The organism is Streptomyces sp. SLBN-31 (assembly GCF_006715395.1).
GTDB lineage: Bacteria > Actinomycetota > Actinomycetes > Streptomycetales > Streptomycetaceae > Streptomyces.
This window is the reverse complement of record NZ_VFNC01000001.1, coordinates 644,861-666,804: the sequence shown is the minus strand read 5'-3', so window position 1 is coordinate 666,804 and position 21,944 is coordinate 644,861. Positions and strand designations below refer to the sequence as shown.

Annotated in this window: 24 protein-coding genes and 2 pseudogenes; 10 read left to right on the top strand and 16 right to left on the bottom strand. The window is 72.8% G+C overall.

Annotation, left to right across the window (positions count from 1 at the left end):
• Positions 1-166: 166 nt before the first annotated feature.
• From def to FBY22_RS03160, 8 genes are all read right to left on the bottom strand, one after another.
• Entirely contained in the window at positions 167-817 is a 651-nt protein-coding gene (gene def, locus FBY22_RS03195; RefSeq protein ID WP_142142374.1) for a peptide deformylase, read from the bottom strand.
• 149 nt (positions 818-966) lie between these two features.
• Positions 967-1,947, bottom strand: a complete 981-nt coding sequence (locus FBY22_RS03190; protein ID WP_142142373.1) for a hypothetical protein — start codon at positions 1,945-1,947, stop codon at positions 967-969.
• Positions 1,948-2,057: 110 nt separating this feature from the next.
• On the bottom strand, positions 2,058-3,365 hold the full coding sequence (locus tag FBY22_RS03185; RefSeq protein WP_260844700.1) for an HD-GYP domain-containing protein: 1,308 nt from the start codon (positions 3,363-3,365) through the stop codon (positions 2,058-2,060).
• Entirely contained in the window at positions 3,278-4,588 is a 1,311-nt protein-coding gene (locus FBY22_RS03180; protein WP_142142371.1) for an HD-GYP domain-containing protein, read from the bottom strand. Before FBY22_RS03180 ends, FBY22_RS03185 begins: the two co-directional genes overlap by 88 nt.
• 166 nt (positions 4,589-4,754) lie before the next feature.
• Complete coding sequence (gene rsrA, locus FBY22_RS03175) at positions 4,755-5,066, bottom strand: mycothiol system anti-sigma-R factor (protein WP_142142370.1); 312 nt, start codon at positions 5,064-5,066, stop codon at positions 4,755-4,757.
• On the bottom strand, positions 5,063-5,746 hold the full coding sequence (sigR, locus tag FBY22_RS03170) for an RNA polymerase sigma factor SigR (protein ID WP_058923321.1): 684 nt from the start codon (positions 5,744-5,746) through the stop codon (positions 5,063-5,065). Before sigR ends, rsrA begins: the two co-directional genes overlap by 4 nt.
• A 258-nt stretch (positions 5,747-6,004) precedes the next feature.
• On the bottom strand, positions 6,005-6,634 hold the full coding sequence (locus tag FBY22_RS03165; protein WP_142142369.1) for an alpha/beta family hydrolase: 630 nt from the start codon (positions 6,632-6,634) through the stop codon (positions 6,005-6,007).
• 1 nt (position 6,635) lies between these two features.
• Positions 6,636-7,454: an SOS response-associated peptidase gene (locus FBY22_RS03160; RefSeq protein WP_142142368.1), complete on the bottom strand. Its 819-nt coding sequence runs from the start codon at positions 7,452-7,454 to the stop codon at positions 6,636-6,638.
• A gap of 262 nt (positions 7,455-7,716) precedes the next feature.
• Here FBY22_RS03160 and FBY22_RS03155 point away from each other — a divergent pair.
• Positions 7,717-8,637: pseudogene (locus FBY22_RS03155) on the top strand (NAD(P)/FAD-dependent oxidoreductase); the annotation flags it as partial.
• Here FBY22_RS03155 and FBY22_RS44080 read toward each other — a convergent pair.
• The 5 genes and pseudogenes from FBY22_RS44080 to FBY22_RS03135 all read right to left on the bottom strand — a co-directional run bounded on the left by FBY22_RS44080 (position 8,538) and on the right by FBY22_RS03135 (position 12,456).
• On the bottom strand, positions 8,538-9,269 hold the full coding sequence (locus FBY22_RS44080) for a hypothetical protein (protein ID WP_174267046.1): 732 nt from the start codon (positions 9,267-9,269) through the stop codon (positions 8,538-8,540). The pseudogene FBY22_RS03155 and the gene FBY22_RS44080 sit on opposite strands and share 100 nt — an antisense overlap.
• A complete protein-coding gene (locus FBY22_RS03150; RefSeq protein ID WP_142142367.1) occupies positions 9,266-9,451 on the bottom strand; it encodes a hypothetical protein in 186 nt (61 codons plus the stop codon). The genes FBY22_RS44080 and FBY22_RS03150 overlap by 4 nt, the downstream gene beginning before the upstream one ends.
• A 33-nt stretch (positions 9,452-9,484) precedes the next feature.
• Positions 9,485-9,997, bottom strand: coding sequence for an Asp23/Gls24 family envelope stress response protein (locus FBY22_RS03145; protein ID WP_142142366.1), 513 nt, complete (start codon positions 9,995-9,997; stop codon positions 9,485-9,487).
• A gap of 133 nt (positions 9,998-10,130) precedes the next feature.
• The gene (locus FBY22_RS03140) at positions 10,131-10,790 is read right to left on the bottom strand and encodes a fasciclin domain-containing protein (protein WP_142147317.1); all 660 of its coding nucleotides are present in this window, start codon (positions 10,788-10,790) and stop codon (positions 10,131-10,133) included.
• 74 nt (positions 10,791-10,864) lie between these two features.
• Positions 10,865-12,456: pseudogene (locus FBY22_RS03135) on the bottom strand (molybdopterin-dependent oxidoreductase).
• 256 nt (positions 12,457-12,712) lie between these two features.
• On the opposite strand from FBY22_RS03135, the gene FBY22_RS03130 reads away from it, so the two are divergent.
• From FBY22_RS03130 to FBY22_RS03120, 3 genes are read left to right on the top strand one after another with little or no spacing between them, the layout of a single operon-like run.
• Positions 12,713-13,297 (top strand): RNA polymerase sigma factor, encoded by a 585-nt coding sequence (locus FBY22_RS03130; RefSeq protein ID WP_142142365.1) that lies wholly within the window; start codon positions 12,713-12,715, stop codon positions 13,295-13,297.
• Positions 13,294-13,926 (top strand): Asp23/Gls24 family envelope stress response protein, encoded by a 633-nt coding sequence (locus tag FBY22_RS03125; RefSeq protein ID WP_142142364.1) that lies wholly within the window; start codon positions 13,294-13,296, stop codon positions 13,924-13,926. The genes FBY22_RS03130 and FBY22_RS03125 overlap by 4 nt, the downstream gene beginning before the upstream one ends.
• On the top strand, positions 13,923-14,267 hold the full coding sequence (locus FBY22_RS03120) for a hypothetical protein (protein ID WP_142142363.1): 345 nt from the start codon (positions 13,923-13,925) through the stop codon (positions 14,265-14,267). The genes FBY22_RS03125 and FBY22_RS03120 overlap by 4 nt, the downstream gene beginning before the upstream one ends.
• A 241-nt stretch (positions 14,268-14,508) precedes the next feature.
• On the opposite strand, the gene FBY22_RS03115 is transcribed toward FBY22_RS03120, so the two are convergent.
• Together FBY22_RS03115 and FBY22_RS03110 are read right to left on the bottom strand one after the other, a co-directional pair.
• On the bottom strand, positions 14,509-15,261 hold the full coding sequence (locus FBY22_RS03115) for an anti-sigma factor domain-containing protein (protein ID WP_142142362.1): 753 nt from the start codon (positions 15,259-15,261) through the stop codon (positions 14,509-14,511).
• Positions 15,258-15,842 carry a sigma-70 family RNA polymerase sigma factor gene (locus tag FBY22_RS03110; protein ID WP_142142361.1) on the bottom strand — a complete coding sequence of 195 codons (585 nt, stop codon included), beginning with the start codon at positions 15,840-15,842 and terminating at the stop codon, positions 15,258-15,260. Before FBY22_RS03110 ends, FBY22_RS03115 begins: the two co-directional genes overlap by 4 nt.
• A gap of 307 nt (positions 15,843-16,149) precedes the next feature.
• Here FBY22_RS03110 and FBY22_RS03105 point away from each other — a divergent pair, with 307 nt between their 5' ends.
• The 4 genes from FBY22_RS03105 (at position 16,150) to FBY22_RS03090 (ending at position 19,729) form a co-directional block, all read left to right on the top strand.
• On the top strand, positions 16,150-16,869 hold the full coding sequence (locus tag FBY22_RS03105) for a M50 family metallopeptidase (protein WP_142142360.1): 720 nt from the start codon (positions 16,150-16,152) through the stop codon (positions 16,867-16,869).
• Between the two features lie 123 nt (positions 16,870-16,992).
• A complete protein-coding gene (gene aroA, locus FBY22_RS03100; protein WP_142142359.1) occupies positions 16,993-18,309 on the top strand; it encodes a 3-phosphoshikimate 1-carboxyvinyltransferase in 1,317 nt (438 codons plus the stop codon).
• 13 nt (positions 18,310-18,322) lie between these two features.
• Complete coding sequence (gene rsgA, locus FBY22_RS03095) at positions 18,323-19,330, top strand: ribosome small subunit-dependent GTPase A (protein WP_142142358.1); 1,008 nt, start codon at positions 18,323-18,325, stop codon at positions 19,328-19,330.
• Positions 19,331-19,405: 75 nt separating this feature from the next.
• A complete protein-coding gene (locus tag FBY22_RS03090) occupies positions 19,406-19,729 on the top strand; it encodes a multidrug efflux SMR transporter (RefSeq protein WP_142142357.1) in 324 nt (107 codons plus the stop codon).
• A gap of 24 nt (positions 19,730-19,753) precedes the next feature.
• On the opposite strand, the gene FBY22_RS03085 is transcribed toward FBY22_RS03090, so the two are convergent.
• Entirely contained in the window at positions 19,754-20,359 is a 606-nt protein-coding gene (locus FBY22_RS03085) for a TetR/AcrR family transcriptional regulator (RefSeq protein ID WP_142147315.1), read from the bottom strand.
• Positions 20,360-20,527: 168 nt separating this feature from the next.
• Here FBY22_RS03085 and hisN point away from each other — a divergent pair, with 168 nt between their 5' ends.
• Positions 20,528-21,328, top strand: a complete 801-nt coding sequence (gene hisN / locus FBY22_RS03080) for a histidinol-phosphatase (protein WP_142142356.1) — start codon at positions 20,528-20,530, stop codon at positions 21,326-21,328.
• 160 nt (positions 21,329-21,488) lie between these two features.
• Positions 21,489-21,887: a cyclic nucleotide-binding/CBS domain-containing protein gene (locus FBY22_RS03075; protein WP_142142355.1), complete on the top strand. Its 399-nt coding sequence runs from the start codon at positions 21,489-21,491 to the stop codon at positions 21,885-21,887.
• Positions 21,888-21,944: the final 57 nt, after the last annotated feature.

Sequence of the window (21,944 nt, the reverse complement as noted above, 5' to 3'; positions counted from 1 at the left end):
TTGCTTCATTCACTACCCCCCAGTGCCGGGATTCTCCCCTTGCGCGACTTGTTTCCGATCGCTACAGGCGTACCACCCCGGTCGGACGTGCGTCGGACACACGAACGGCGCCTGTTGACGGTGTGATTGCTGAACAGGCGCCGTGCGCAAGGGGGGTTGTGGGCCGTCAGTCGTTCGCGACCACCGGGTAGCGGGGCTCGTTCTCGGCCATCTGCCGCAGCGCGTCCTTGCGTTCACGCTTGGACAGGCGGTCGATGTACAGGTAGCCATACAGGTGGTCGGTCTCGTGCTGCAAACAGCGAGCGAAGTAGCCGGTGCCCCGCACCTTGATCGGGTTGCCCTTCTCGTCCTGCCCGGTCACCTCGGCGTAGTCCGGCCGGGCGAGCGGCGCGTAGGCGGTCGGCACGGACAGGCACCCCTCGTTGCTGTCGTCCAGCCGGCGCTGGTCCGCGGGCAGGTCGACCAGCTTGGGGTTGCACACGACACCGACGTGCCGCTGTCCCTCGTCGTCCCCACAGTCGTAGACGAAGACCTTCAGGTCGACACCGATCTGGTTGGCGGCCAGGCCCACGCCCTCGGCGGTGCGCTGCGAGGCGAACATGTCCGCGACCAGCTGCTGCAGCTCCTCGCCGAAGTCGGTGACGTCCTTGCACTCCTTGTGCAGCACCGGGTTGCCGACGACCGTGATCGGCCGCGAGGTCCCGGCCTCACGCCAGGCCGTCTCCCGCTCCTCGCAGTCCTGGGTGTCGATGACGAAACCCTCGTCGTCCACGGGGAGCACGCCCACGTGCTGCTGATCGGTGTCCTGCTGCGCCATGCCGACGATGCCTTCCTCAAAAATCCCGGGGCTCACTGCTGATACAGGGTACGTGGACGCGCCCCTCCAGGGGGGCGGGGCAGTGTCGCTGTGCGGCTCCGCCGCCTGGGGCGCGACCAGCCCCCACGGACCCGCGGACGGCAACGGTCCTAACAGACCTCCTCGAGATCCCGCCAATCCCTCGACTCCGGACTGTCGGCGACCCACCCGTCCAGCAACCCCCGTACCAGTGAAGCCGGCGCGGCCACCCCGCACTCCCGCTCCGGCACCCACAACTGCCCGTCGGTCCGGTGCCCGAGCGGCCCGGGATGCCCCGGCTCACTGTGGTCGTGCGGATCGAGATGCTCCCCGTCGCCCTCGTCCGAGGGCATCCGGGACTCACTGCACATCCGGCAGAGCAACCGCACCGACGACGACCAGTCCTCGGCGGCGAACCCCGCGTCCGCGGCCAGCTGCTCCAGCGCGTCCCGGTCGGACTCGGTCGCCGCCTCCAGCAGCACCACCCAGGTCGGCACCGGCGAGGGGGCCCACAGCTCGATCTCGTCGAAGACCGGGTAGGCGTGTCCGGCCGCCGTGGTGCGCTCACCGTGCGGCACACCGTCGTGCAGGACGACCTCGCCCCAGCGCCGGCCGGACGACGGCAGCGGAATCGACAGGACCTCGATGCGGGCGGGGTCCAGCCGCCGCCCCCACACCACCTCGGCCTCGCCCTCCGGCGACAGCCGTACGGCCGCGCTGCCGAGCTCCATCCCGACGGGCTCGCCGCCTGCCGCCACCGCGCCCGGCACCCGCAGCCCGTAGGCCTGCCAGGCCCGCCGGGCCAGCGGCCAGTCCTGGAGGGCGGTGGCCGCGATGCCGACGTTCCACCAGTCGGGCGCGCCGGTCTCCCGGTCGAGCAGGGCGACGGCGCGCAGCCCGGCGGCACGGGCCTGCTCCCAGTCGTGCCGGAACTTGTGCAGCAGGGCGAGGTTGAACCAGGACTCGGACAGCCAGGGCTCCAGATCGGCGGCGCGCGTCAGCAGCGCGCCCGCGTCCTCGTACCGGCCGTCGCCGATGAGCGTGAACGCGCGATCGGTGGCCTGCCGCCAGGAGGCGGAGGGCCGGTGTCGTCCCTTGCCGAAGATCCTCACGATTCCCGCCTGCCAGTTCCTTGGAGTGGGCCGGCCCGGAGTCTGCCCCCGGACACCCTCTCATTCGCATCCAACCATGTGGGGCTGGAAGGGCGCTCATTACCCATGGGTTACCCAGCCGAGGGGAGCGTCAGACAGTCCCTTGCCAGGACCCGGGCCAGGGATTCGACCACGTCGGGCGCGTAGTCCCCGGCCGTGGCCAGCCGCAGTTCCTCCAGTGCCCGCAGGGGTCCGCCGGGGCCGGTGTCGCGCACCTTCTCCTCGTAGGCGTTCACGGCCCGGACGATCCGCGCGGCGACCGGCTGCTCCCGGTAGGGGTCGGCCTGCCGCTCCACCACCACGGCGACCGCCGAGTCCACCCCGGTCTGCCGTACGACGGCCCCGCCGAGCAGGGCGATCCGGCGCTGCTCGGCTCCGGGGAGGTCGGCGGTGGCGCCGGCCGGGACCGGGTCGACCAGGCTGAGCTGGCCGATGTCGTGCATGAGGGCCGCGGACTCCAGCACGGCCAGCTCGGGCCGGGTCAGTCCCAGCTCGCGGCCGACGGCCCGGCTGAGCTCGGCCACGCGTCTGGCGTGCCCGGCGGGGGTGTACCCGGCGATCTCGGTGGCGCGGGCCAGGGAGGCGATGGTCTGACGGTAGGTGGTGCGGACCGCCGCGTACCGTTTGAAGGACAGCTGGGTCAGCAGCAGGGGCAGCGAGAAGACCGGCAGTGCCCACAGGCCGACGACGGCCACCGCGAGCGCCATCACCGCGCCGGTCGCGCCCACAGCGGAGCCGATGCCGAGCAGTCCGCGCAGCTCGTCCCGGAGCAGGGGCCCGAAGGGCCAGCCGGTGCGGGAGTGCGCGAGGGCGGCGGCGAGCACGCAGTCGCACAGGGCGGTGAGGGTGAGGAGCGCGAGCAGGGCGAGGGCGTAGGCGGGGCCGCCCCACTGCTCGAACAGACCCTGGTCGTAGAGAGGCTGGAAGCAGACGGCGGTGAAGCCGACGGTCAGTACGCGGCGGGCGAGATGGTCCGTCGTCGGCCCCCGGCCGCGCGCGGTGTGGGGCACGCTGCCGAGCAGGGAGGCGGCGAGGACGACGCTCACGACCTGGGTGACGCCGTGGTGGGAGGGATTTCCGGCGTCCGCGCCGAGCAGCGCGTACGACAGGGCGCCGGCGGCCCCGAGCGGCGCGGCCTCGCGCACCCGGGCGCCGGTCCAGCGGCCGAGCTCGCCGACGCAGACGAGCAGGCCGAAGGCGAGGGCGGTGGAGCGTTCCTCCAGGCCGGTCCAGAGGGTGACGGCGAGACAGACGCCGGCGAGGAGGGCGGCGGCACTGTGGATGGCCCTCTTCACGGGCGGGCTCCGGAGCGGTCGGCGGCCTGCTGCGCCGGGACGAACGGGTCCGGTTCCTCGCCGGCGGTGACCACCGGATGCCATCCCTCCCGCCCCAGTGCCCGTACCAGTGCCGTCACCATCAGCGGGTCGAACTGTGCCCCGGCGCACCGCTGGAGTTCCTCCAGCGCGGCCGGCACCGGCCGGGCCCGCCGGTAGGAGCGGGTGGAGGTCATGGCGTCGAAGGCGTCGGCGACCGCGACGACCCGGGCGGACTCCGGGATCTGGGCGCCCATGAGGCCGTAGGGGTAGCCGCTGCCGTCCAGCCGCTCGTGGTGGTGGAGCACGGCCGCCCGGGCCTCCCCCAGGAACCCGATCCCGCGCACCATCTCGTGCCCGTACTCGGGGTGCAGCTCGATGACCCGCCGTTCCTCGGGGGTGAGCGGGCCGTCCTTGCGCAACAGCCGGGTCGGGACGCCGAGTTTGCCCACGTCGTGCAGGATCCCGGCGAACCGGAGCACCTCGACGCGCTCGTCGTCCAGGCCCAGTTCCCGCGCGATCATCATCGACGCCTGGCCGACCCGCTCGCTGTGCCCGCGGGTGTAGCCGTCCTTGATGTCGACGGCCTGGACCAGCGCCCGGATGGTCGCCTGGTGCGCGGCCCCCTCCCGGTGGTACTGCGCAAACACCCACCAGGACACGCACATCGGCAGCAGCACGAGCAGCGCGGCGACCGGGCCGTACGGGCTGCGCCACAGCACGGCCATCATCAGTCCGGCCAGCCCGTGCACGGCGACGGGTGCGAGGGAGCGGAGGAACAGCCCGCGCCAGGCCCGTCGCGGCGGAACGCGTTCGCCGAGGGCGAGGATGCCGCCCTCCAGCGCCGTCAGCGTCAGGCAGAAGGCGAGGACCGCGGCCCCGGCGGGCCCGAGGGCGCAGGGGAAGTCGGAGCCGGCGAGCGTGTCCCGGCCGCCCAGCGTCCCGTGCACCGAGCTCGCGGCCCAGACGCCGAGCATCAGGTGCGCCGCGCGCCAGATCCGCCGCAGCGCGTACGGCCGTTGCTCGACCCGGGACAGCAGCGCGCCCGGCACCGGGACCAGCGCGGCGGCGGCCGGCGGCAGCAGGAAGGCGCCGGCGAGGAGGACGGGGTAGAAGGTGCCGACGAAGCGCCAGCGGGCCGCGGCCCGCTCGCACCCGGCGTACACGGCGGCGAGCAGGACGACCGCCCACCAGGGCGCGGGGGTCCGCGGCGGCGGTGCCGCACAGAGCAGGGCGGCCAGGACGACGCAGGCGACATACGCACGGGCCCGCGCCGGAACCGCCTCCATCAAACCCCTCCCCGGCCGTGCCTGCTCTGGCCGACGAGCCTAGGGCGGGGCAGGGGAACGCGTGGCTTATGAAAGGGGGATTAGCACGTTCGAGTGACCGAACAAGCTTGCGCAGCGTGTCAGTTCGAGACGAACACGGCCGTGCACCGGGCCACGCCGGTGGCCGTCACGACTCCTGGGGAGTCGCCGGGGTCGCCGTGACGTCGTGCTCGGGGACCGCCTGGCCGGAGCGGATCAGATCGATCCGCCCCATCACCTTGGAGCGCAGGTCGGTCGGTACGTCGTCATGCCCGCAGCAGCGCTTGACGAGCTTCTTCACGGCCTGCTCCAGGCCGTACTTCTCCAGGCACGGCGAGCACTCCTTGAAGTGCCGCTTGAACTTGTCGCGATCGACTTCCGGCATCTCGCTGTCGAGAAACTCGTACAGGTGGTCGAGGACCTCACTGCAGTCCGTCTCGTGCGGCTCTCCGCAGCTCATGAGCCCGAGCCTTTCGCTTCGTTCGACTCTCCGGCGCCGGCCGGGACCAGCCCGCGCTCACGGGCGTAGTCCTCGAGCATGCCACGCAGTTGACGGCGGCCCCGGTGCAGCCGGGACATCACCGTACCGATGGGTGTCCCCATGATGTCCGCGATCTCCTTGTACGCAAAGCCCTCTACGTCGGCGAGGTAGACGGCGATGCGGAACTCCTCGGGGATCGCCTGGAGCGCTTCCTTCACGTCCGAGTCCGGCAGGTGGTCGAGCGCCTGCGACTCCGCGGAGCGCAGACCGGTCGACATGTGCGACTCGGCGCGGGCGAGCTGCCAGTCCTCGATCTCCTCCGCCGCACTGCGCTGGGGCTCGCGCTGCTTCTTGCGGTAGGAGTTGATGAAGGTGTTCGTGAGAATCCGGTACAGCCACGCCTTGAGGTTGGTGCCCTCACGGAACTGGTGGAAGGACGCGTACGCCTTGGCGTACGTCTCCTGCACCAGGTCCTCCGCGTCGGCCGGGTTGCGCGTCATGCGCAGGGCGGCCGAGTACATCTGGTCGAGGAATTCGAGCGCGTCCCGCTCAAAGCGCGCGCTGCGCTCCGAGGTCGACTCCGCGCTGACGCCCTGGCCCTCGGGCTGCTCCGCCTGGCCGTTGTCGGTCCCTGCGTCGATCCCAGTGACCGGACCCACCTCCTCAAAGTTCCGGGCAGCACCGAGACCGGTACCACCGGAATTGGAGGATAGACGACGACCCGTCCCCGCCGCCCCCCGAACAGGGGTGGTCTTGGCCGCGTGCAGCACCGTCCAGTCCAGGTCAGCGCTGCGCTCACGGCTCGGGCAGATGGTCGAACCCATGCGGCGGACTTCCTCTCCGACGACGATCGGTGCTGGTGGTTCAGCACTTCTGTCGGCCACAACAGAGGCCGGGGCCGCAACATTCCCGGCCCATTACCCGAGTGACCCGGCCCACTGCACCACCGCGTCCGTGACGAGCGCCACGGCCTGCTCCTGCGTGATGTCCGCCCTCTTCGGCACCGCGAAGCCGTGATCGCCGTGCGGGACCTCGACCAGGCGGTAGTCCCCGTCGGGGAACTCCTCCGGCCTGCCGAAGGGATCGTTGCCGCCCTGTACGACGAGGGCGGGCACCCCGGCCCCGAGCAGTTCCGCGGCCCGGGACCTCTCCGGCCGCCCGGGCGGGTGGAGCGGGAAGCTCAGCGCCAGAACGGCACGGGCGCCGAGCTCGACGGCCGTACGGCAGGCCACCCGGGCCCCGGCGCTGCGGCCGCCGGAGATCACCGGCGGCCCGGCCTTCACCAGCGCGGGCCATACTCCCCGCCACCCGGTGTCGAGCGTCCTGGGCGCCGGCGCCACCTTCTTGCCGGCCACCCGCCAGGGCTGCTCCACGAGGGCGACGCTCACGCCGTGGGCCGGGAGGGCCGCGGCCAGCGCCCGCAGGTCCCGGGCCTCGATGCCGCCGCCCGCGCCGTGGCTCACGGCCAGCACGAGCCGGGCACGGTCCGCGGGGTGCCAGGTGATGCGGGCGTCGCCCGCCTCCGTAGGGATGATCTCGGTCGTCACGTCAGAAGAGTGTGCCCTCTTCGGGGCCGTCCAGCTCCTTGAGCAGCTCCGGGCCGTTGTTGCGGACGTTGCTGACGGCCGTGGAGACCGGGTAGGCGCGCATCAGGCCCGGCGGGGGCGGGGACAGGAGACCGCGCAGGTCCTCCGGGTCGGTGCGGGAGGGGTCGAGCCAGCCGTCCCAGCGGTCGGGGGTGAGCATCAGCGGCATGCGGGGGTGGATCTCCGCCAGCGAGCGCGGGCCCTCGGCCGGGGAGACGGCCAGGGGCGTGGTCTCGGCCTCGGTGGTGATCACCGAGCAGGTGACCCACCAGGCCTGCGGGTGGTCGTCGGGGAGGGTCTTGTCGCGCCAGAACTCGTACAGGCCGGCCATCGCGAAGACCGAGCCGTCGGCGGGCAGCACGAAGTACGGCTGCTTGCGCGGCCGCTTCTTCCTGCCCTCGACCTCCAGATCCCGCTCCTGCGTGCCGGTGACCCACTCGTAGTAGCCGTCGGCGGGGATGATGCAACGGCGGGAGGAGAAGGCCCGCCGGTACGACGGCTTCTCGTGGACGGTCTCCGCGCGGGCGTTGATCATCCGCGCGGCGCCCTCGGGGGACTTGGACCAGGACGGCACCAGACCCCACTTGAGGCTGCGCAGCTGGCGCACCGGGCGCGGGTCCTCGACGTCCTTGAGCGGGCGGTCCAGGACGGCGTAGACCTCCTTGGTGGGGGCCACGTTGTAGTCCGGCGCGAACGTCTCCTCGGGCTCCTCCGCCTTCTCTATCTCGAAGATCCCGGCGAGCTCCTCCGGCCGCCGACTCGCCGCATACCGTCCGCACACCTCGAAACCACCCCTTCGACCTGCCTCACCGGCGTCTCGCACCTGCCACCTTACGGAAAGGCGCGGTCCGCCCGGGCCGGTCTCCGGCTGCCCCGACAGCGGCCAATCCACCGCACGGCCCGCTCCGGATCACACCCGGATCGCCGATCACCGGAGCGGGAGGAACGAGATGGAGCGGACGTCGACGGACGCCCGGCACGGCCCGCAGGGCAGGTCAGGGCGTCGGGGGCGGACGACCATGGTGGGCTCCGGCGTGGCGTGACTGACCGCGGCCCACGTCCTGGGGCGCAACCGTCACGTCACCCTGTACGAGGCCGACGACCGGCTCGGCGGGCACGCGCGCACGCATGAGCTGGTCTCACCGCACGACGGCCGGATGCACCGCGTGGACTCCGGGTTCATCGTGCACAACCGCCGTACCTATCCGCGTCTGCTGCGGCTCTTCGACGAACTCGGCGTCGCCACGCAGGAGTCGGCGATGAGCATGTCGGTGCGGTGCGACGGGTGCGGCCTCGAGTACGCCGGCGCCCGCGGCCCGGCCGGCCTGTTCCCACGGCCGGGCAACCTGCTGCGGAGCCCGTACCTGCGGCTGCTGGCCGAGGTGCCGGTCTTCCACCGGACGGCCCGGCGACTGCTGGACGCCGGCGGCGACGCCTCGCTCACCCTGGGCCGGTTCCTGGAGCGGGAGGGCTTCTCCGCTTACTTCCGCAGCCACTTCATGACGCCGCTGGTGTCCGCGGTGTGGTCGTGCGACGCCGGCACCGCCCAGCGCTACCCGGCCGCCTACTTGTTCCGCTTCATGGACCACCACGGGATGCTCTCGGTGAGCGGCTCCCCCACCTGGCGCACGGTCACCGGGGGTTCGCGCGAGTACGTCGACCGGATCGCCAAGCAGATCGCCGAGGTGCGCACCGGCACACCCGTGCGGGCGGTGCACCGGCACGCCGACGGGGCCGACCTCACATCCGAGGACGGCACGACCGAGTCGTACGACGCCGTCGTGATCGCGGTCCACCCGGACCAGGCGCTGCGTCTGCTGGCCGACGCGAGCGAGCGGGAACGGGAGGTGCTGGGCGCCTTCCGCTACTCCCGCAATACCACGCTGCTGCACATCGACACCCAGCTGCTGCCGCCGGCCCGGGGTGCCCGCGCCTCCTGGAACCAGGCCGAGCGGTCCACCGCCACGGCCACGCGGGCCGCGGGGGCGTCCACGGTCCACTGGTCGCGGCGGCCGGGCGCGAGGGCGAGCAGGATCATCAACGCGCCCATGAGAGCGATCAGCGCGCCTGCGGCGACCACCGCCGGATCACCGGGGCCGTGGGCCGACAGCCAGTGCACGGCACCGGTGCGCCAGGCGGCCGCCGGCCGGTCCGCGAGGTGCACGCGGAACAGGTCGAAGGCGAGCGCACCGCAGCTCACGGCCGCGACCCAGGCCAGCAGGGCGACCGGCATCCCGCGCCGCGACCACCACCGCCGGGGCGTACGCGGCCCGGCGGCCGCCGGGAGGGCGTCCCACGCCGTGGAGGTGGCCGTCGGCGTGAGTGCCGTGACGCCGATGCGCGGCGGGTGGACGTCGAGTCCCGTCAGGGGCCGGGTCCGCTGCGTGACGTGGGACTGGACCTCCCGCACGCTGTCGGCCGGCGGAGCCGGATACGGCAACGTCAGCTTGAGGGACACCTCGGCGCTCGTGCCCCGTACGGACGCCGCCGAGCCGACCACCCGGCCGGCCCGCGCCTCGGTGGCCGCCCGCTCGGCGATTCTGCGCACCGCCCCCTGCGAGACGGTGGTGGTCCCCCGTTCCGCGGCCGCGGTCATCGGCGGCTCCGCTCGAAGACGTCACGGACGTCCCGGACGCTGCCGCCGCTCTCGGCCCACCGGCCCAGCGCCCAGCCCAGACCGCCGAGCGCGGCCACGAGCAGGAAGGCGCCGAACCCGCCGAAGTAGCCGGCGAACGCTAGGGCCATGCCCGCGATCATCCCCATGAACGCTGTGCTCATGCTCTGGTCCCCTCTCACCCGGATCGACGGCCGTTACTCCACGCGGGCCGCGGCCGCGGTCTCGGGCTCCTCCTCCTCGGGCAGCCGGACGTCGTTGACGGTGATGTTCACCTCGACGACCTCCAGGCCGGTGATCCGCTCGACCGCGGAGATGACGTTCTCCCGCACGTCCCTGGAGACGTCCGTGATGGCGACGCCGTACTCGACGACGAGGTCCAGGTCGATGGCGGTCTGCCGCTCGCCCACCTCGACCTTGACGCCGCGGCCGATGTTGGACCGCCCCCCGGGGACGCGGTCGCGCACCGCGCCGACGGTGCGGGAGAGGCCGCCGCCCATGTCGTGGACGCCGGGGATCTCGCGGGCCGCGATGCCCGCGACCTTCACGACGACCACGTCGGCGATCGACGTCCGGCCGCGGTCGGCGGCCGGCTGGTCGGCACCGGTCGCGCCGCCGGACACGGCCGTCGTCTTCGCCGGCGCCCCGCCCGTGCGCGGCGTGGACGCGTCCTTGCCGGTGAGTGCGGTCTGGGGGGTCTGCGTGGTCATGGCACGTTCCTTTCCTGGCCGTCTCTGTCTTCACTTCCTTGGACCCGTCGCGGCGGGCCCTGTGACGCGGGAACCGCGGAAAAAGAGGCCGGGCACCACCGCGGGGTGGTGCCGCCCGGCCCCTGGGGACGCGTCAGCTGGTCGGCATCAGGACGGAGTCGATGATGTAGACGGTCGCGTTGGCAGTCTTGACGTTGCCGCAGACGACCTTGGCGGAGCCGTTGACGGTGTAGGACTCACCGGAGCCGGAGGTGGTGATCTTGGACTTCTCCAGCGTCTCGTAGGAGCCCTTCTCCAGGTCCGCGGGGGTGAGCTGCTTGCCGACGACGTGGTAGGTGAGGATCTTCGTCAGCTGGGCCTTGTCGTTGAGGACCTTGTCCAGGGTGGCCTTGGGGATCTTCGCGAAGGCGTCGTTGGTCGGGGCGAACACCGTGATGTTCTGAGCGTTGTTGAGGGTGTCGACCAGACCGGCCTTCTTCACCGCCGTCACGAGGGTGGACAGGGCGGGGTTGTTGGAGGCGGCGGTGGCCACGGGGTCCTGGGCCATGCCGTCGAAGGAACCGGCGCCGTCCTTCGGCACGGCCGAGCAGGCCGCTCCGAAGGGCTTGTCCGCCGAGACGGTGCTGCCGGCGCCGGTCATGCCGTCGTCCGACGCGGAGGCCGAGGCGGACGCCTTCGACGAGGAGTCGGACTTGGCGGAGTCGCTGCCGCTGTCGGAGCAGGCGCTCAGGGCGAGCGGCAGGACGGCCGCGGCGGCCAGGGTGACGGCGGTACGACGGATACGGGTGTTCATCATGGTTCTCCTGTCGGGTTCCGCGGCGGGGTGCCGCGGGCGTACGGATCGGGAAAGGTGGTCCGAGGAGCGGGTCAGTCGACGGTCACGACGACGGAGTGCCATCCACTGGCACCGTCGGGGACGGTCCGGGTGCGTCTGGCGGTCTGGAGCCGGCCGGTGCGGTCGGCGGCGCGCACGGTGAGGGTGTGGCTCCCCTTGGCGGCCTCCCAGGGGATGGACCACTGGCGCCAGGTGTCGCGGCTGTCCTCGGCGGCCAGCCGGGCCTCCCGCCAGGGCCCGTCGTCGACACGGACCTCGACCTTGTCGATGCCGCGGTGCTGGGCCCAGGCGACCCCGGCGACCATGACCGTGCCGGCGGAGGGACGGGCGAAGGGCTTGGGGGTGTCGATCCGGGACTGCGTCCTGACGGGGGCCCGGCGGGCCCAGCCGCGCTTCACCCAGTAGGGATCGTAGGCGTCGAACGTGGTGAGTTCGATGTCCTCGATCCACTTGCAGGCGGAGACGAAGCCGTAGAGGCCGGGCACCACCATGCGGACGGGGAAGCCGTGCGCGAAGGGCAGGGGTTCGCCGTTCATCCCGACGGCCAGGAGGGCGTCACGGCCGTCCATCACGTCCTCGACGGGGCTGCCGATGGTCATGCCGTCGACCGAGCGGGCCACGAGCTGGTCGGCCGGGCCGCCCCGGGAGGGCGGGCGCACCCCGCACTCGGCCAGCAGATCGGCCAGGCGTACGCCGATCCAGCGGGCGTGCCGACGTAGGGGCCGCCGACCTCGTTCGAGACGCAGGTGAGCGTGATGTCCCGTTCGATCAGCTCGCGTCGCACGAGGTCGTCGTAGGTGAGCTTGCGGGGCCGGGCGACTCCCTTGCCGTGGATGCGCAGCCGCCAGGCGGTGGCGTCGACCTTCGGCACCACCAGGGCGGTGTCGACCCGGTAGAAGGAGCCGTTCGGCGTGGTGAAGGGGCTGATCCCGGGGATGCGCAGCCCCGCGCCACGAGGGACGGCGGCCGCCGGGGAGGCGGGAGCGGGCAGCATCACGGCCCGGCGGGAAGCCACCGCGTCCCGGCCGGCCGCGCCGCCGAGCGACCGGCCCAGCGCACCAGCCCCGGCCGAGGCCAGAGCGGCGGCCGTCGCGGTGATCACGAACCCGCGCCGGTCCCGGTCGCCGGGTGCCGCTTCCCGCTCGGTCGTGGCCGGAGGCCGGGGCGCGAGGCGGCCCGCGAGGACGTACAGCACCACCGCGCCGACGACGGCGCCGACGACCGAGGGCAGCGCGTCCGCCACGCCGCGCGAGTCGGGGCGGCTCGTCGCCGCGGCCGCGCCGACCACGCCGAACAGCAGCACGCCGAGAGCGGCGGTGCGCCGGAAGCGCGGTGCGGCAATTCCCAGCAGCAGCGCGAAGAGCGTCAGCACCGCGAGAATTCCGAGCTGCAGAACGAGTTTGTCGTCGGTGCCGAAATGGCGGATCGCCCAGTCCTTCACGGGGGTGGGGGTGCGGTCGATCGCCGCGCCGCCCACCGCCACCACGGGACCGGCCTGCGGTCGGACCAGCCCGGCCACCGCCTCGGCGAACGCGAGCGCCGCGAAGCCCGCCAGCGCACCGCTGAGGGCTCCCAGCGCCACGGTGCCGGGCCGGATTCGGCGTTCCTTCTCGTTCTCGCTCACGTGGGGAATCCGGCCCCCGAGCCCGACCGGATTGGCCGTACACACGATTGAATGAATTCTTTTTTCCGACCAATCCGAGCCCGGTCCGGCTACGGATGTACGAGAAATAATGTCGACTTCCGCTCCGGGAGATCGCCCGTCCCGTTTCCACCCCCGGGGCGGGCATCCGCGCGGCGCCCGCTCGCGGAAGTGCTCCGTAACAACGACGGCCCGGCGCTGTCCAACCTTCGGAAGAACGGACGAGAGGAGCCGCCCCGTGGCGGGGTCCCGCACCCAGAGCACACCAGCGGTCGGCCGGGCGGGCACGGACGACGCCCTGCTGGCGGTCCGCGCCGCCGAAGGGGACGAGGACGCCTTCGCCCTGCTGGTACGGCGCCATGCCCCGGCGCTGCTGCGGCTCGCCACGAGTCTGCTCGGCAACCGGGCCGAGGCCGAGGACGCCGTGCAGGACGCCTTCCTCAGGGCCTGGCGGAGGCTGCCCGAGTTCCAGGGCCGCTCCGCGTTCGGCACCTGGATGTACCGGATCGTCACCAACCGCTGCCTGAACGTGCTGCGCGCCCGCAGGCCGGTGACCCCGCTGGACGCGGCCGGCGACCTGCCCGCCGCCGAGCACACGGCGTCCCCGGCCCGTATCGCGGAGGCCCGCGACGCGGTCCGGGAGCTGCGCGAGGCCCTCGGCCGGCTGTCGCCCGAACAGCGGGCGTGCTGGGTGCTGCGGGAACTGGACGGCCGGTCCTACGAGTTCATCGCGGACACGGTCGGAATCAGCCAGGATGCCGTCCGGGCCCGGGTCTTCCGCGCACGCCGTTGTCTGACACAAGCACTGGGGGCCTGGCGATGACCTCTCACACCGACCCGCCGAACAGCGCCGTCACCGCGGGGGACGAGGACGAACTCCTGCCGTGCGGACGGCTGTTGTCGCACACCTGGCTCGCCTGGGAGGAACGGGCCGACGACGCCCACCTGCGGTCCTGCCCGTACTGCCGGGAGGCCGTGGGCGAGCTCGACCGGCTGGAGTCCGCGGTGCGCGGCCTGCGCGACGACGCGGCGGACGCCCACGCGTGGGACGCCGAGCCGCTGACCCGGCGCGTCATGGACGTCGTACGCCTCGAACTGCGTCCCGGGCGGCCGCTGCCCCTCGGGGAGCCCGCGGAGGACCTGTGGGTCATGGAGGCGGTCGCGGCGCGGGTGCTGCGCGCGGCCGCCGAGACCGTCCCGGGCGTGCGGGCCGGCTCCTGCCGCCTCCTCGACGGCCGTGAGGACGGCGCGCGGGACGGCGCCGTCGGGGCCCGTCTCGACATCCACGCCCCGATCGCCGCCTTCCTTCCCGACGTCGCCGAGCGGGTGCGGCGGTGCGTGCGTGAGGCGGCGGACCGCGAGCTGGGAATGACCCTGGCCGCCGTGGACATCCGTGTCATCGATCTCGTCGCCGCACCGGCAGACGACGACCAGGAAGGCCGTACGCCATGACCGCGCACATCGCGCAGACGACGCTCGTCGAGGAGGCCGCCGCGGCGGCGGAGGGCGTGGCCGGGGTGGCCTTCCTCAAGCCGGGACTGGCCGAGCGGCTGCGCTCCCCCTTGTCCCGCCCGGCAGCGCACACCGGCCGGACCCGGCCCGCGGGAGTACGGATGACCGCGGACGGCGAGGACGGCTCCTGGCACGTGGAGATCCAGGTCGTCGTGGCCCGCCGGGCCAGGGCGGTGGACGTGGCCCGCGCGGTCCGCGCCCATGTCCGCGACCGCCTGACCACCCTGGCCCCGACCCACCCCACACCGACCGTCACGGTCACGGTCACAGGCCGCGTCTGACGCCGGGCGAGCGGACGCGAAGGTGCGGTACTCCGAGCCACCGCCGGATTCTCCGGTCACCGACCGCGTCCGGCGGCGGCCGGCGGCGGCCGGCGGTGGCCACCGGCCGGCCGGCCACGGACGATCAGCCACCCGTCCCCGCCGGGTCCCCGCGGTCACCGGCCGCATCCGGCGACCGGCCAGGGACGGACTCGGCCGCCACCCAGCTCCACGGTCGCCGACCGCGTCGGACGGCAGCCGCTCAGCTCGGGAAGGACAGCAGCGCGACCGGCGCGGAAGTGGGGTGCTTCGAGCCGCCGCCGGGTTCGACGGTGATGCCGATGCCCGACGCCCCGTCGACGGCGCCCCGCAGGAGGAGGGTCTGCTCGGCGTGGTGGGAGTCCATGAGGCCGGCCGACCGCATCGTGCCGTCGTCGTCGAACCACAGCTGGTAGACCTTGCCGCTGGGCGGCGCGGCCATCCCGGAGACGGCGAAGACGGCCCGGTCCCGGCTGCGGGAGACCACGATGGTCCCGGTGGCGCCGCCGGCCAGTTCGGCGGCCCTGGTCCTGGCGTCCGGCGCGGTCAGTACGGCGGCGATGTCGTCCGTCGCCCGCGTGGCACGGCGCGCCCGGTCCTGGGCGTCCTCGGCCCGCTGGTGCTGCCAGACGGTGGTGCCGCCCAGTGCCGTGACGGCCGCGAGGCAGGCCGCCAGCGCCCAGCGCGACACCGTCCGGCCGCGCGGCTCGGTGCGGGTGAGGGCGGACCGGGCCGGTTCGCCGGGGCCGTCCTGGCGGACGGTGCCGATGCGCCGCAGCACGTGCTCGCGCATCCCGGGAGCGGGCGTCGCGGCGGTGGCGAGTCCCAGGCGGGCGGCGGTGGCGCGCAGTTCGGCCGTCTCCTGCGCGCACGCCTCGCAGCCCGCGAGATGCCGTTCGAACGCGGCGCTCTCCTCGTCGGAGAGGGCGTGCAGGGCGTAGGCGCCCGTCAGCCGGTGCAGGTCGGCGGTGGTCATGCGGTCACTCCCAGACAGTCGCGCAGCCGGATGAGTCCGTCGCGCAGGCGCGTCTTGACGGTGCCGAGCGGAAGTGCCAGCGCCTCCGACACCTCCCGGTAGGTCAGCCCCCGGTAGTAGGCGAGGGTGACGGCCTGGTGCTGGATCTCGGTCAGCGTGCGCAGACAGCGCCGCACCTGCTCCCGCTCCAGCCGGGCCTCGACGTGCTCGACCACCTCGTCGTACTCGGGCACCCGCTCCAGCAGGGACGCCTTGTGGTCCCGGGCGGCCGCGGCCTCCACCGAGCGCACCCGGTCCACGGCCCGGCGGTGCGCCAGCGTGAGGATCCAGTTCATGGCCGTGCCCCGGTCGGACCGGAAGCGCGGAGCCGTCCGCCACACCTCCACCAGCACCTCCTGAGCCACTTCCTCCGACTGCGCCCGGTCCCGTACGACGGCCCGGACGACTCCCAGCACCCCGCTCGCGACGGCGTCGTAGACGGCGGCGAACGCCTCCTCGTCGCCCAGGGCCACACGGCGGACCAGTTCCTGCAGATCTGGCTCATGTGCAGGATTCCTGCCGATATGTACCGCTTCCTTCACCGAGGGCCTCCGTGGTCGGGACATGTCCGTGGCGTAATCCGTTCCTGCCGGGACGCCGGATTGGTTGCGGCGGTGACGAAAAAGGCGCAGGTGGCACCGGCGGAGTCGGCCGCGGCACAGGTGTCTCCAAGGGGGCGCACAGCCGGCACGGGTAAAGCAGAGTGCTGGACGACTTCGTCACATCGACACCGTGACCTGCGGGTTTGCTGTCAGGAACGATCCCTGCGGGGCCGGCGTCTCAGGTACCGTCCGCACCTACGCGCCACACCGCCGCAACCGCCGAGACCCATGGGAGCCACGCCCGCCAATGGACAGCACCGCATCCTCGTTCGCCTCCCTGTGGGACCGCGTCTTCGGCACCCAGCCCGACCCCGACCTGTGGGTGGTCCTCGCGACCCTCGTCGCGGCGCTCGCCGTCACCGTCCCGCACAGCGTGTGGCGCATCGCGCGCAACGCCATCACCATCGCCCACGAGGGCGGTCACGGCCTGGTCGCCCTGCTCACCGGGCGTCAGCTGACGGGGATACGGCTGCACTCGGACACCAGCGGCCTGACCCTCTCCCGCGGCAAGCCGCACGGCATCGGCATGATCCTGACCGCGGCCGCCGGCTACACCGCCCCCTCACTGCTCGGCCTGGGCGGCGCGGCCCTGCTGGCCGCGGGGCACATCACACTGCTGCTGTGGGCGGCGACGGCCCTGCTCATCGCCATGTTGATCATGATCCGCAACGCCTACGGCGCGCTGACGGTGGTGCTCACGGGCGGGATGTTCCTGCTGGTGTCGTGGCTGGCGGGGCCGCAGGTGCAAGCGGCGTTCGCGTACGCGGTGGTGTGGTTCCTGCTGGTGGGCGGCGTCCGGCCGGCGTTCGAACTGCAGGCCAAGAGGATGCGCGGCGGCGCGGGCGACTCGGACGCGGACCAGCTCTCCCGGCTGACGCACGTGCCGGCGGGACTGTGGCTGTTCCTGTTCCACGCGGTGTCGCTGTGCTCGCTGATCGGCGGAGGACGCTGGCTCCTGGAGATGTGACCGGGCACCGCTGCGGCCCGTGCGCGCGCATATATGCACGGCAATTCCCATGCCGTTCTTTCACCATGATTTCGCCGCATTTGATCAAGATCTCCGGTCACGCCCAGCCACTAAAGTGGGGCCATGACCGTTAACCCCGCACACACCGCCCTCTGGCCCGCCCCGCACGCGAGCGAAGCCGTCGACGCGACGGTCCACGTGCCCGGGTCCAAGTCGGTCACCAACCGCGCCCTGGTGCTGGCCGCCCTCGCCTCCGAGCCCGGCTGGCTGCGCCGCCCCCTGCGCTCGCGCGACACGCTGCTGATGGCCGGCGCCCTGCGCGCCATGGGCGTCGGCATCGAGGAGGGGGTCGGCCCGGACGGCACGGGCGAGGTCTGGCGGGTGCTGCCCACGGGCCTGCGCGGCCCGGCCACGGTCGACGTCGGCAACGCCGGCACCGTGATGCGCTTCCTGCCCCCGGTGGCCACCCTCGCCGACGGCCCCGTCCGCTTCGACGGCGACCCGCGGTCGTACGAGCGCCCCCTGCACGGCGTGATCGACGCCCTGCGCGTGCTGGGCGCGCGGATCGACGACGACGGCCGCGGCGCGCTGCCGCTGACGGTGCACGGCGGCGGGGCGCTGGACGGCGGCCCGGTGGAGATCGACGCCTCGTCGTCCTCGCAGTTCGTCAGCGCCCTGCTGCTGTCCGGCCCGCGGTTCAACCAGGGGGTCGAGGTCCGGCACGTCGGCTCCTCGCTGCCCTCCCTGCCCCACATCCGCATGACCGTGGACATGCTGCGCACCGTCGGCGCCCAGGTGGACACGCCGGAGTCGGGCGGCGAGCCGAACGTGTGGCGGGTGACGCCGGGCGCGCTGCTCGGCCGGGACCTGACCGTCGAACCCGACCTGTCCAACGCCCAGCCGTTCCTCGCCGCCGCCCTGGTCACCGGCGGCAAGGTCGTCGTGCCCGGCTGGCCGGTGCACACCACCCAGCCCGGCGACCGGCTGCGGGAGATCTTCACCGAAATGGGCGGTTCCTGCGAACTCACCGAGTACGGACTGGAGTTCACCGGTTCGGGTGCCGTTCACGGTATCGATGTGGACCTCGGCGACGTCGGCGAGCTGACTCCGGGCATCGCCGCGGTCGCGGCCCTCGCGGACTCCCCCTCGACCCTGCGCGGGGTGGCCCATCTGCGCCTGCACGAGACGGACCGGCTGGCCGCGCTCACCAAGGAGATCAACGAACTCGGCGGCGACGTCACCGAGACCGCCGACGGCCTGCACATCCGCCCGCGCCGCCTGCACGGCGGGATCTTCCACACCTACGAGGACCACCGCATGGCGACAGCCGGCGCGATCATCGGCCTCGCGGTGGAGGGCGTGCAGATCGAGAACGTGGCGACGACGGCGAAGACCCTGCCGGACTTCCCCGAGCTGTGGACCGGGATGCTCGGGGCGTAGGGACGTAGAGGAGATGCGCCGCTACGGCAAGCACACCGACGAGGACGACATCCGTGTCCGCCCGGGCCGCAAGGGAACCCGGCCGCGTACGAACATCCGCCCCGCCCACGAGGACGCGGCCGAGGGCATGGTCCTCACCGTCGACCGGGGCCGGCTGACCTGTCTGGTCGACGGCCGGACCGTGCTGGCGATGAAGGCACGCGAACTGGGCCGCAAGGCGGCGGTGGTCGGCGACCGGGTGGCCATCGTCGGTGACCTCACCGGCAAGAAGGACACCCTCGCGCGGATCGTCCGCATCGAGAAGCGGACGTCCGTGCTGCGCCGCACGGCGGACGACGACGACCCCTTCGAGCGCGTGGTCGTGGCCAACGCCGACCAGCTCGCCGTCGTCACGGCCCTGGCCGACCCCGAGCCCCGCCCCCGCCTGATCGACCGCTGCCTGGTCGCCGCGTACGACGGCGGCCTGACCCCCCTCCTCGTCCTGACCAAGTCGGACCTGTCGCCGCCCGACAAGCTCCTGGAGCTCTACGGCGATCTGGACATCCCGTACGTGGTCACCAGCCGTGAGGAGCTGGAGAACGGCGACGCGGTGGGCCGGGTGCGCGAGCAGCTCGACGGCAAGGTCACGGCGTTCGTCGGCCACTCTGGCGTGGGGAAGACGACGCTGGTGAACGCGCTGGTCCCCGTGGACCGCCGCCGTCTGACCGGTCATGTCAACGCGGTCACGGGCCGCGGCCGCCACACCACGACCTCCGCCCTGGCCCTCCCCCTCGGCGGCGACGGCTGGGTGATCGACACTCCGGGCCTGCGTTCCTTCGGCCTCGCGCACGTCGACCCGTCCCGGGTCATCAAAGCGTTCCCGGACCTCGAACCCGGCACCGAGGGCTGCCCGCGCGCCTGCAGCCACGACGAGCCGGACTGCGCGCTGGACCAGTGGGTTGCCGAGGGCCACGCGGATCCGGCGAGGCTGTACTCACTGCGCCGGCTGCTGTCCACCCGGGAGCACAAGGAGGGCGACTGACCACCGCGTTGTTTGCCCGTACGCCGGCCCGGTAAGTGCATACTCGCACCGAGCGGACGTACGGGAGGACAGCACATGGCGTGGCTGCTGGTAGTGGTGGCCGGTTTGCTCGAGACGGGTTTCGCCGTGTGCCTCAAGCTCTCGCACGGCTTCACTCGTCTGTGGCCCACGATCGCGTTCTGCGTCTTCGCCCTGGGCAGCTTCGGCCTGCTGACCCTCTCCCTGCGCAAGCTCGACGTCGGCCCCGCCTACGCCGTCTGGACCGGCATCGGCGCGGCGGGCACCGCGATCTACGGCATGATCTTCCTCGGCGACCTGGTCTCCACGCTGAAGATCGTGTCGATCAGCCTGGTGATCGTGGGGGTCATAGGCCTCCAACTGTCGGGCTCGACGCACTAGGCGGCGACCCCGCCCGGGGCCGGCTCACGCCGGCTGCCGGGGCAGCGCCGTGCGCACCAGGTCCCCCACCCCGCCGTCGACCGGCGGGGCGGCCACGCAGGACAGCGCCAGCCTGACCACCAGTTCGCAGGAGCGGGCCAGCTCCGCCGTGTCCGTCCGGTGCGCGCCGGGCCCCCCGAGCACCGCCACGGCCCGGTCGCGGACGATGGCCACGAAGTCGCCGGGCGAGGGCAGCGGGCCGTCGGCCCTGCGCTGCGCGGGCACGGCCGAGGAGGACGGCACGGCGGACAGCGTCGGCGAGGGCAGCCGCTCGCTCCAGCAGCCGGTCAGCATGGCCCGTACCAGCGCGTTCTCCCGGGCGGCCGACGCGGTCCACTCGGCGGTCGCGGTCAGCCGCTCGCGGGCGTCGGAGTGCGTGGCGAGCGCCCGCTCCACTCCCGCGAGAAAGCCGTCCGCCTCCCTTCTGACCAGTGCCCGGGCGAGCCCCTCCTTGCTGCCGAACTCGTTGTAGAGGGTCTGCCGGGACACTCCGGCCGCCGCGGCCACGTCCACCATCCGTACGGCGGACCACGGCCGGCGCGCCAGCGCCGTGTAGGCGGCGTCCAGTAGGGATTCCCGCGCTGCAGGCATCATCGCCTCCCTGGGGCGGAGCGACTCTGCGCCCAGATTTGACGCGTGCACACGCACTGTCAAGGGTTCGCGGGAGCACGCGGGAGCGCCCTTCGGCCACCATGTGCCGTCAGACCGTAATCCGGGCCGTGTGGCCCCTCGTACACCTCGCCGGATAGCGTTCGTCCCATGCCGGACTACCTCGACGACCTCCGTTTCGCCCATGTCCTCGCGGACGCCGCGGACGCGGCGACCATGGCCCGTTTCAAGGCCCTCGACCTCAAGGTCGAGACCAAACCGGACATGACTCCGGTGAGCGAGGCGGACAAGGCCGCCGAGGAGCTGATCCGCGGCCAGCTGCAGCGCGCCCGCCCGCGCGACGCGATCCTCGGCGAGGAGTACGGCGTCGAGGGCACGGGCCCCCGGCGCTGGGTGATCGACCCGATCGACGGCACCAAGAACTACGTGCGCGGTGTCCCGGTGTGGGCCACGCTGATCTCCCTGATGGAGGCCGGCGAGACCGGCTTCGAGCCGGTGGTCGGCGTCGTCTCCGCGCCCGCGCTGGGTCGGCGCTGGTGGGCCGCGCAGGGGCACGGCGCGTTCACCGGCCGCAGCCTGTCCTCCGCCTCCCGCCTGCACGTCTCCCGTGTCTCGAAGCTGTCGGACGCCTCCTTCGCCTACTCCTCGCTGTCCGGCTGGGAGGAGCAGGGCCGCCTCGACGGCTTCCTGGACCTGACCCGCGAGGTGTGGCGCACACGCGCGTACGGCGACTTCTGGCCCTACATGCTGGTCGCCGAGGGCGCCGTCGACATCTGCGCCGAGCCCGAGCTCTCCCTGTGGGACATGGCCGCCAACGCGGTCATCGTGACGGAGGCCGGCGGCACCTTCACGGGCCTCGACGGCCGCCCGGGCCCGCACAGCGGCAACGCGGCCGCGTCGAACGGCCCGCTGCACGACGAGTTGCTGGGGTACCTCAACCAGCGCTACTGAGGCACACCGGAACCCACAGATGAGCGTGCGCGCCCTCAATCGGCTGCCCGCGCCCTCTTGTTGACCCGTGCTTTACCTGCCACTCTGAGAGTCCCCCCACTTGTGAACTTGTGAATCCGTGAACTAACGCTCCGGATTCCCTAGGAGGTGGCTCAAGTCCATGCTCGTCCGTGACGCCATGAGCACAGTGGTCCTCACCATCGGCCCCGCCCACACCCTCCGTCAGGCAGCCGCCCTGATGGCCGCACGCCGCGTCGGCGCGGCCGTGGTCCTCGACCCGGACGCGGGCGGGATCGGCATCCTCACCGAACGCGACATCCTCAACTCGGTGGGGCTCGGCCAGAACCCGGACGCGGAGCACGCCTCCGCCCACACCACCACCGACGTGGTCTTCGCCGCCCCGTCCTGGACCCTGGAGGAGGCCGCCCACGCCATGGCGCACGGCGGGTTCCGCCACCTGATCGTCCTCGACCGCGGCGAGACCGTCGGGGTCGTCTCTGTCCGCGACATCATCCGCTGCTGGGCACCCGCCCGACAGCAGGTCGCCCTGCTGCACTGACCGTCAGATTGGACCAAGTCTAAAGTCACATTCATTCGCGTCCTGGTCCCCTTCTGT

Coding starts and splice junctions, on each gene's coding strand:
- FBY22_RS03075 (WP_142142355.1), top strand. CDS start 21,489: ATGCTCGTCCGTGACGCCATGAGCACAGTGGTCCTCACCATCGGCCCC.
- rsgA (WP_142142358.1), top strand. CDS start 18,323: ATGCGCCGCTACGGCAAGCACACCGACGAGGACGACATCCGTGTCCGC.
- FBY22_RS03125 (WP_142142364.1), top strand. CDS start 13,294: ATGACCTCTCACACCGACCCGCCGAACAGCGCCGTCACCGCGGGGGAC.
- FBY22_RS03180 (WP_142142371.1), bottom strand. CDS start 4,588: ATGGAGGCGGTTCCGGCGCGGGCCCGTGCGTATGTCGCCTGCGTCGTC.
- FBY22_RS44080 (WP_174267046.1), bottom strand. CDS start 9,269: ATGACCGCGGCCGCGGAACGGGGGACCACCACCGTCTCGCAGGGGGCG.
- hisN (WP_142142356.1), top strand. CDS start 20,528: ATGCCGGACTACCTCGACGACCTCCGTTTCGCCCATGTCCTCGCGGAC.
- FBY22_RS03150 (WP_142142367.1), bottom strand. CDS start 9,451: ATGAGCACAGCGTTCATGGGGATGATCGCGGGCATGGCCCTAGCGTTC.
- FBY22_RS03105 (WP_142142360.1), top strand. CDS start 16,150: ATGGACAGCACCGCATCCTCGTTCGCCTCCCTGTGGGACCGCGTCTTC.
- FBY22_RS03090 (WP_142142357.1), top strand. CDS start 19,406: ATGGCGTGGCTGCTGGTAGTGGTGGCCGGTTTGCTCGAGACGGGTTTC.
- def (WP_142142374.1), bottom strand. CDS start 817: ATGGCGCAGCAGGACACCGATCAGCAGCACGTGGGCGTGCTCCCCGTG.
- FBY22_RS03145 (WP_142142366.1), bottom strand. CDS start 9,997: ATGACCACGCAGACCCCCCAGACCGCACTCACCGGCAAGGACGCGTCC.
- FBY22_RS03115 (WP_142142362.1), bottom strand. CDS start 15,261: ATGACCACCGCCGACCTGCACCGGCTGACGGGCGCCTACGCCCTGCAC.
- FBY22_RS03140 (WP_142147317.1), bottom strand. CDS start 10,790: ATGAACACCCGTATCCGTCGTACCGCCGTCACCCTGGCCGCCGCGGCC.
- aroA (WP_142142359.1), top strand. CDS start 16,993: ATGACCGTTAACCCCGCACACACCGCCCTCTGGCCCGCCCCGCACGCG.
- rsrA (WP_142142370.1), bottom strand. CDS start 5,066: ATGAGCTGCGGAGAGCCGCACGAGACGGACTGCAGTGAGGTCCTCGAC.
- FBY22_RS03120 (WP_142142363.1), top strand. CDS start 13,923: ATGACCGCGCACATCGCGCAGACGACGCTCGTCGAGGAGGCCGCCGCG.
- FBY22_RS03185 (WP_260844700.1), bottom strand. CDS start 3,365: ATGGCATCCGGTGGTCACCGCCGGCGAGGAACCGGACCCGTTCGTCCC.
- FBY22_RS03085 (WP_142147315.1), bottom strand. CDS start 20,359: ATGCCTGCAGCGCGGGAATCCCTACTGGACGCCGCCTACACGGCGCTG.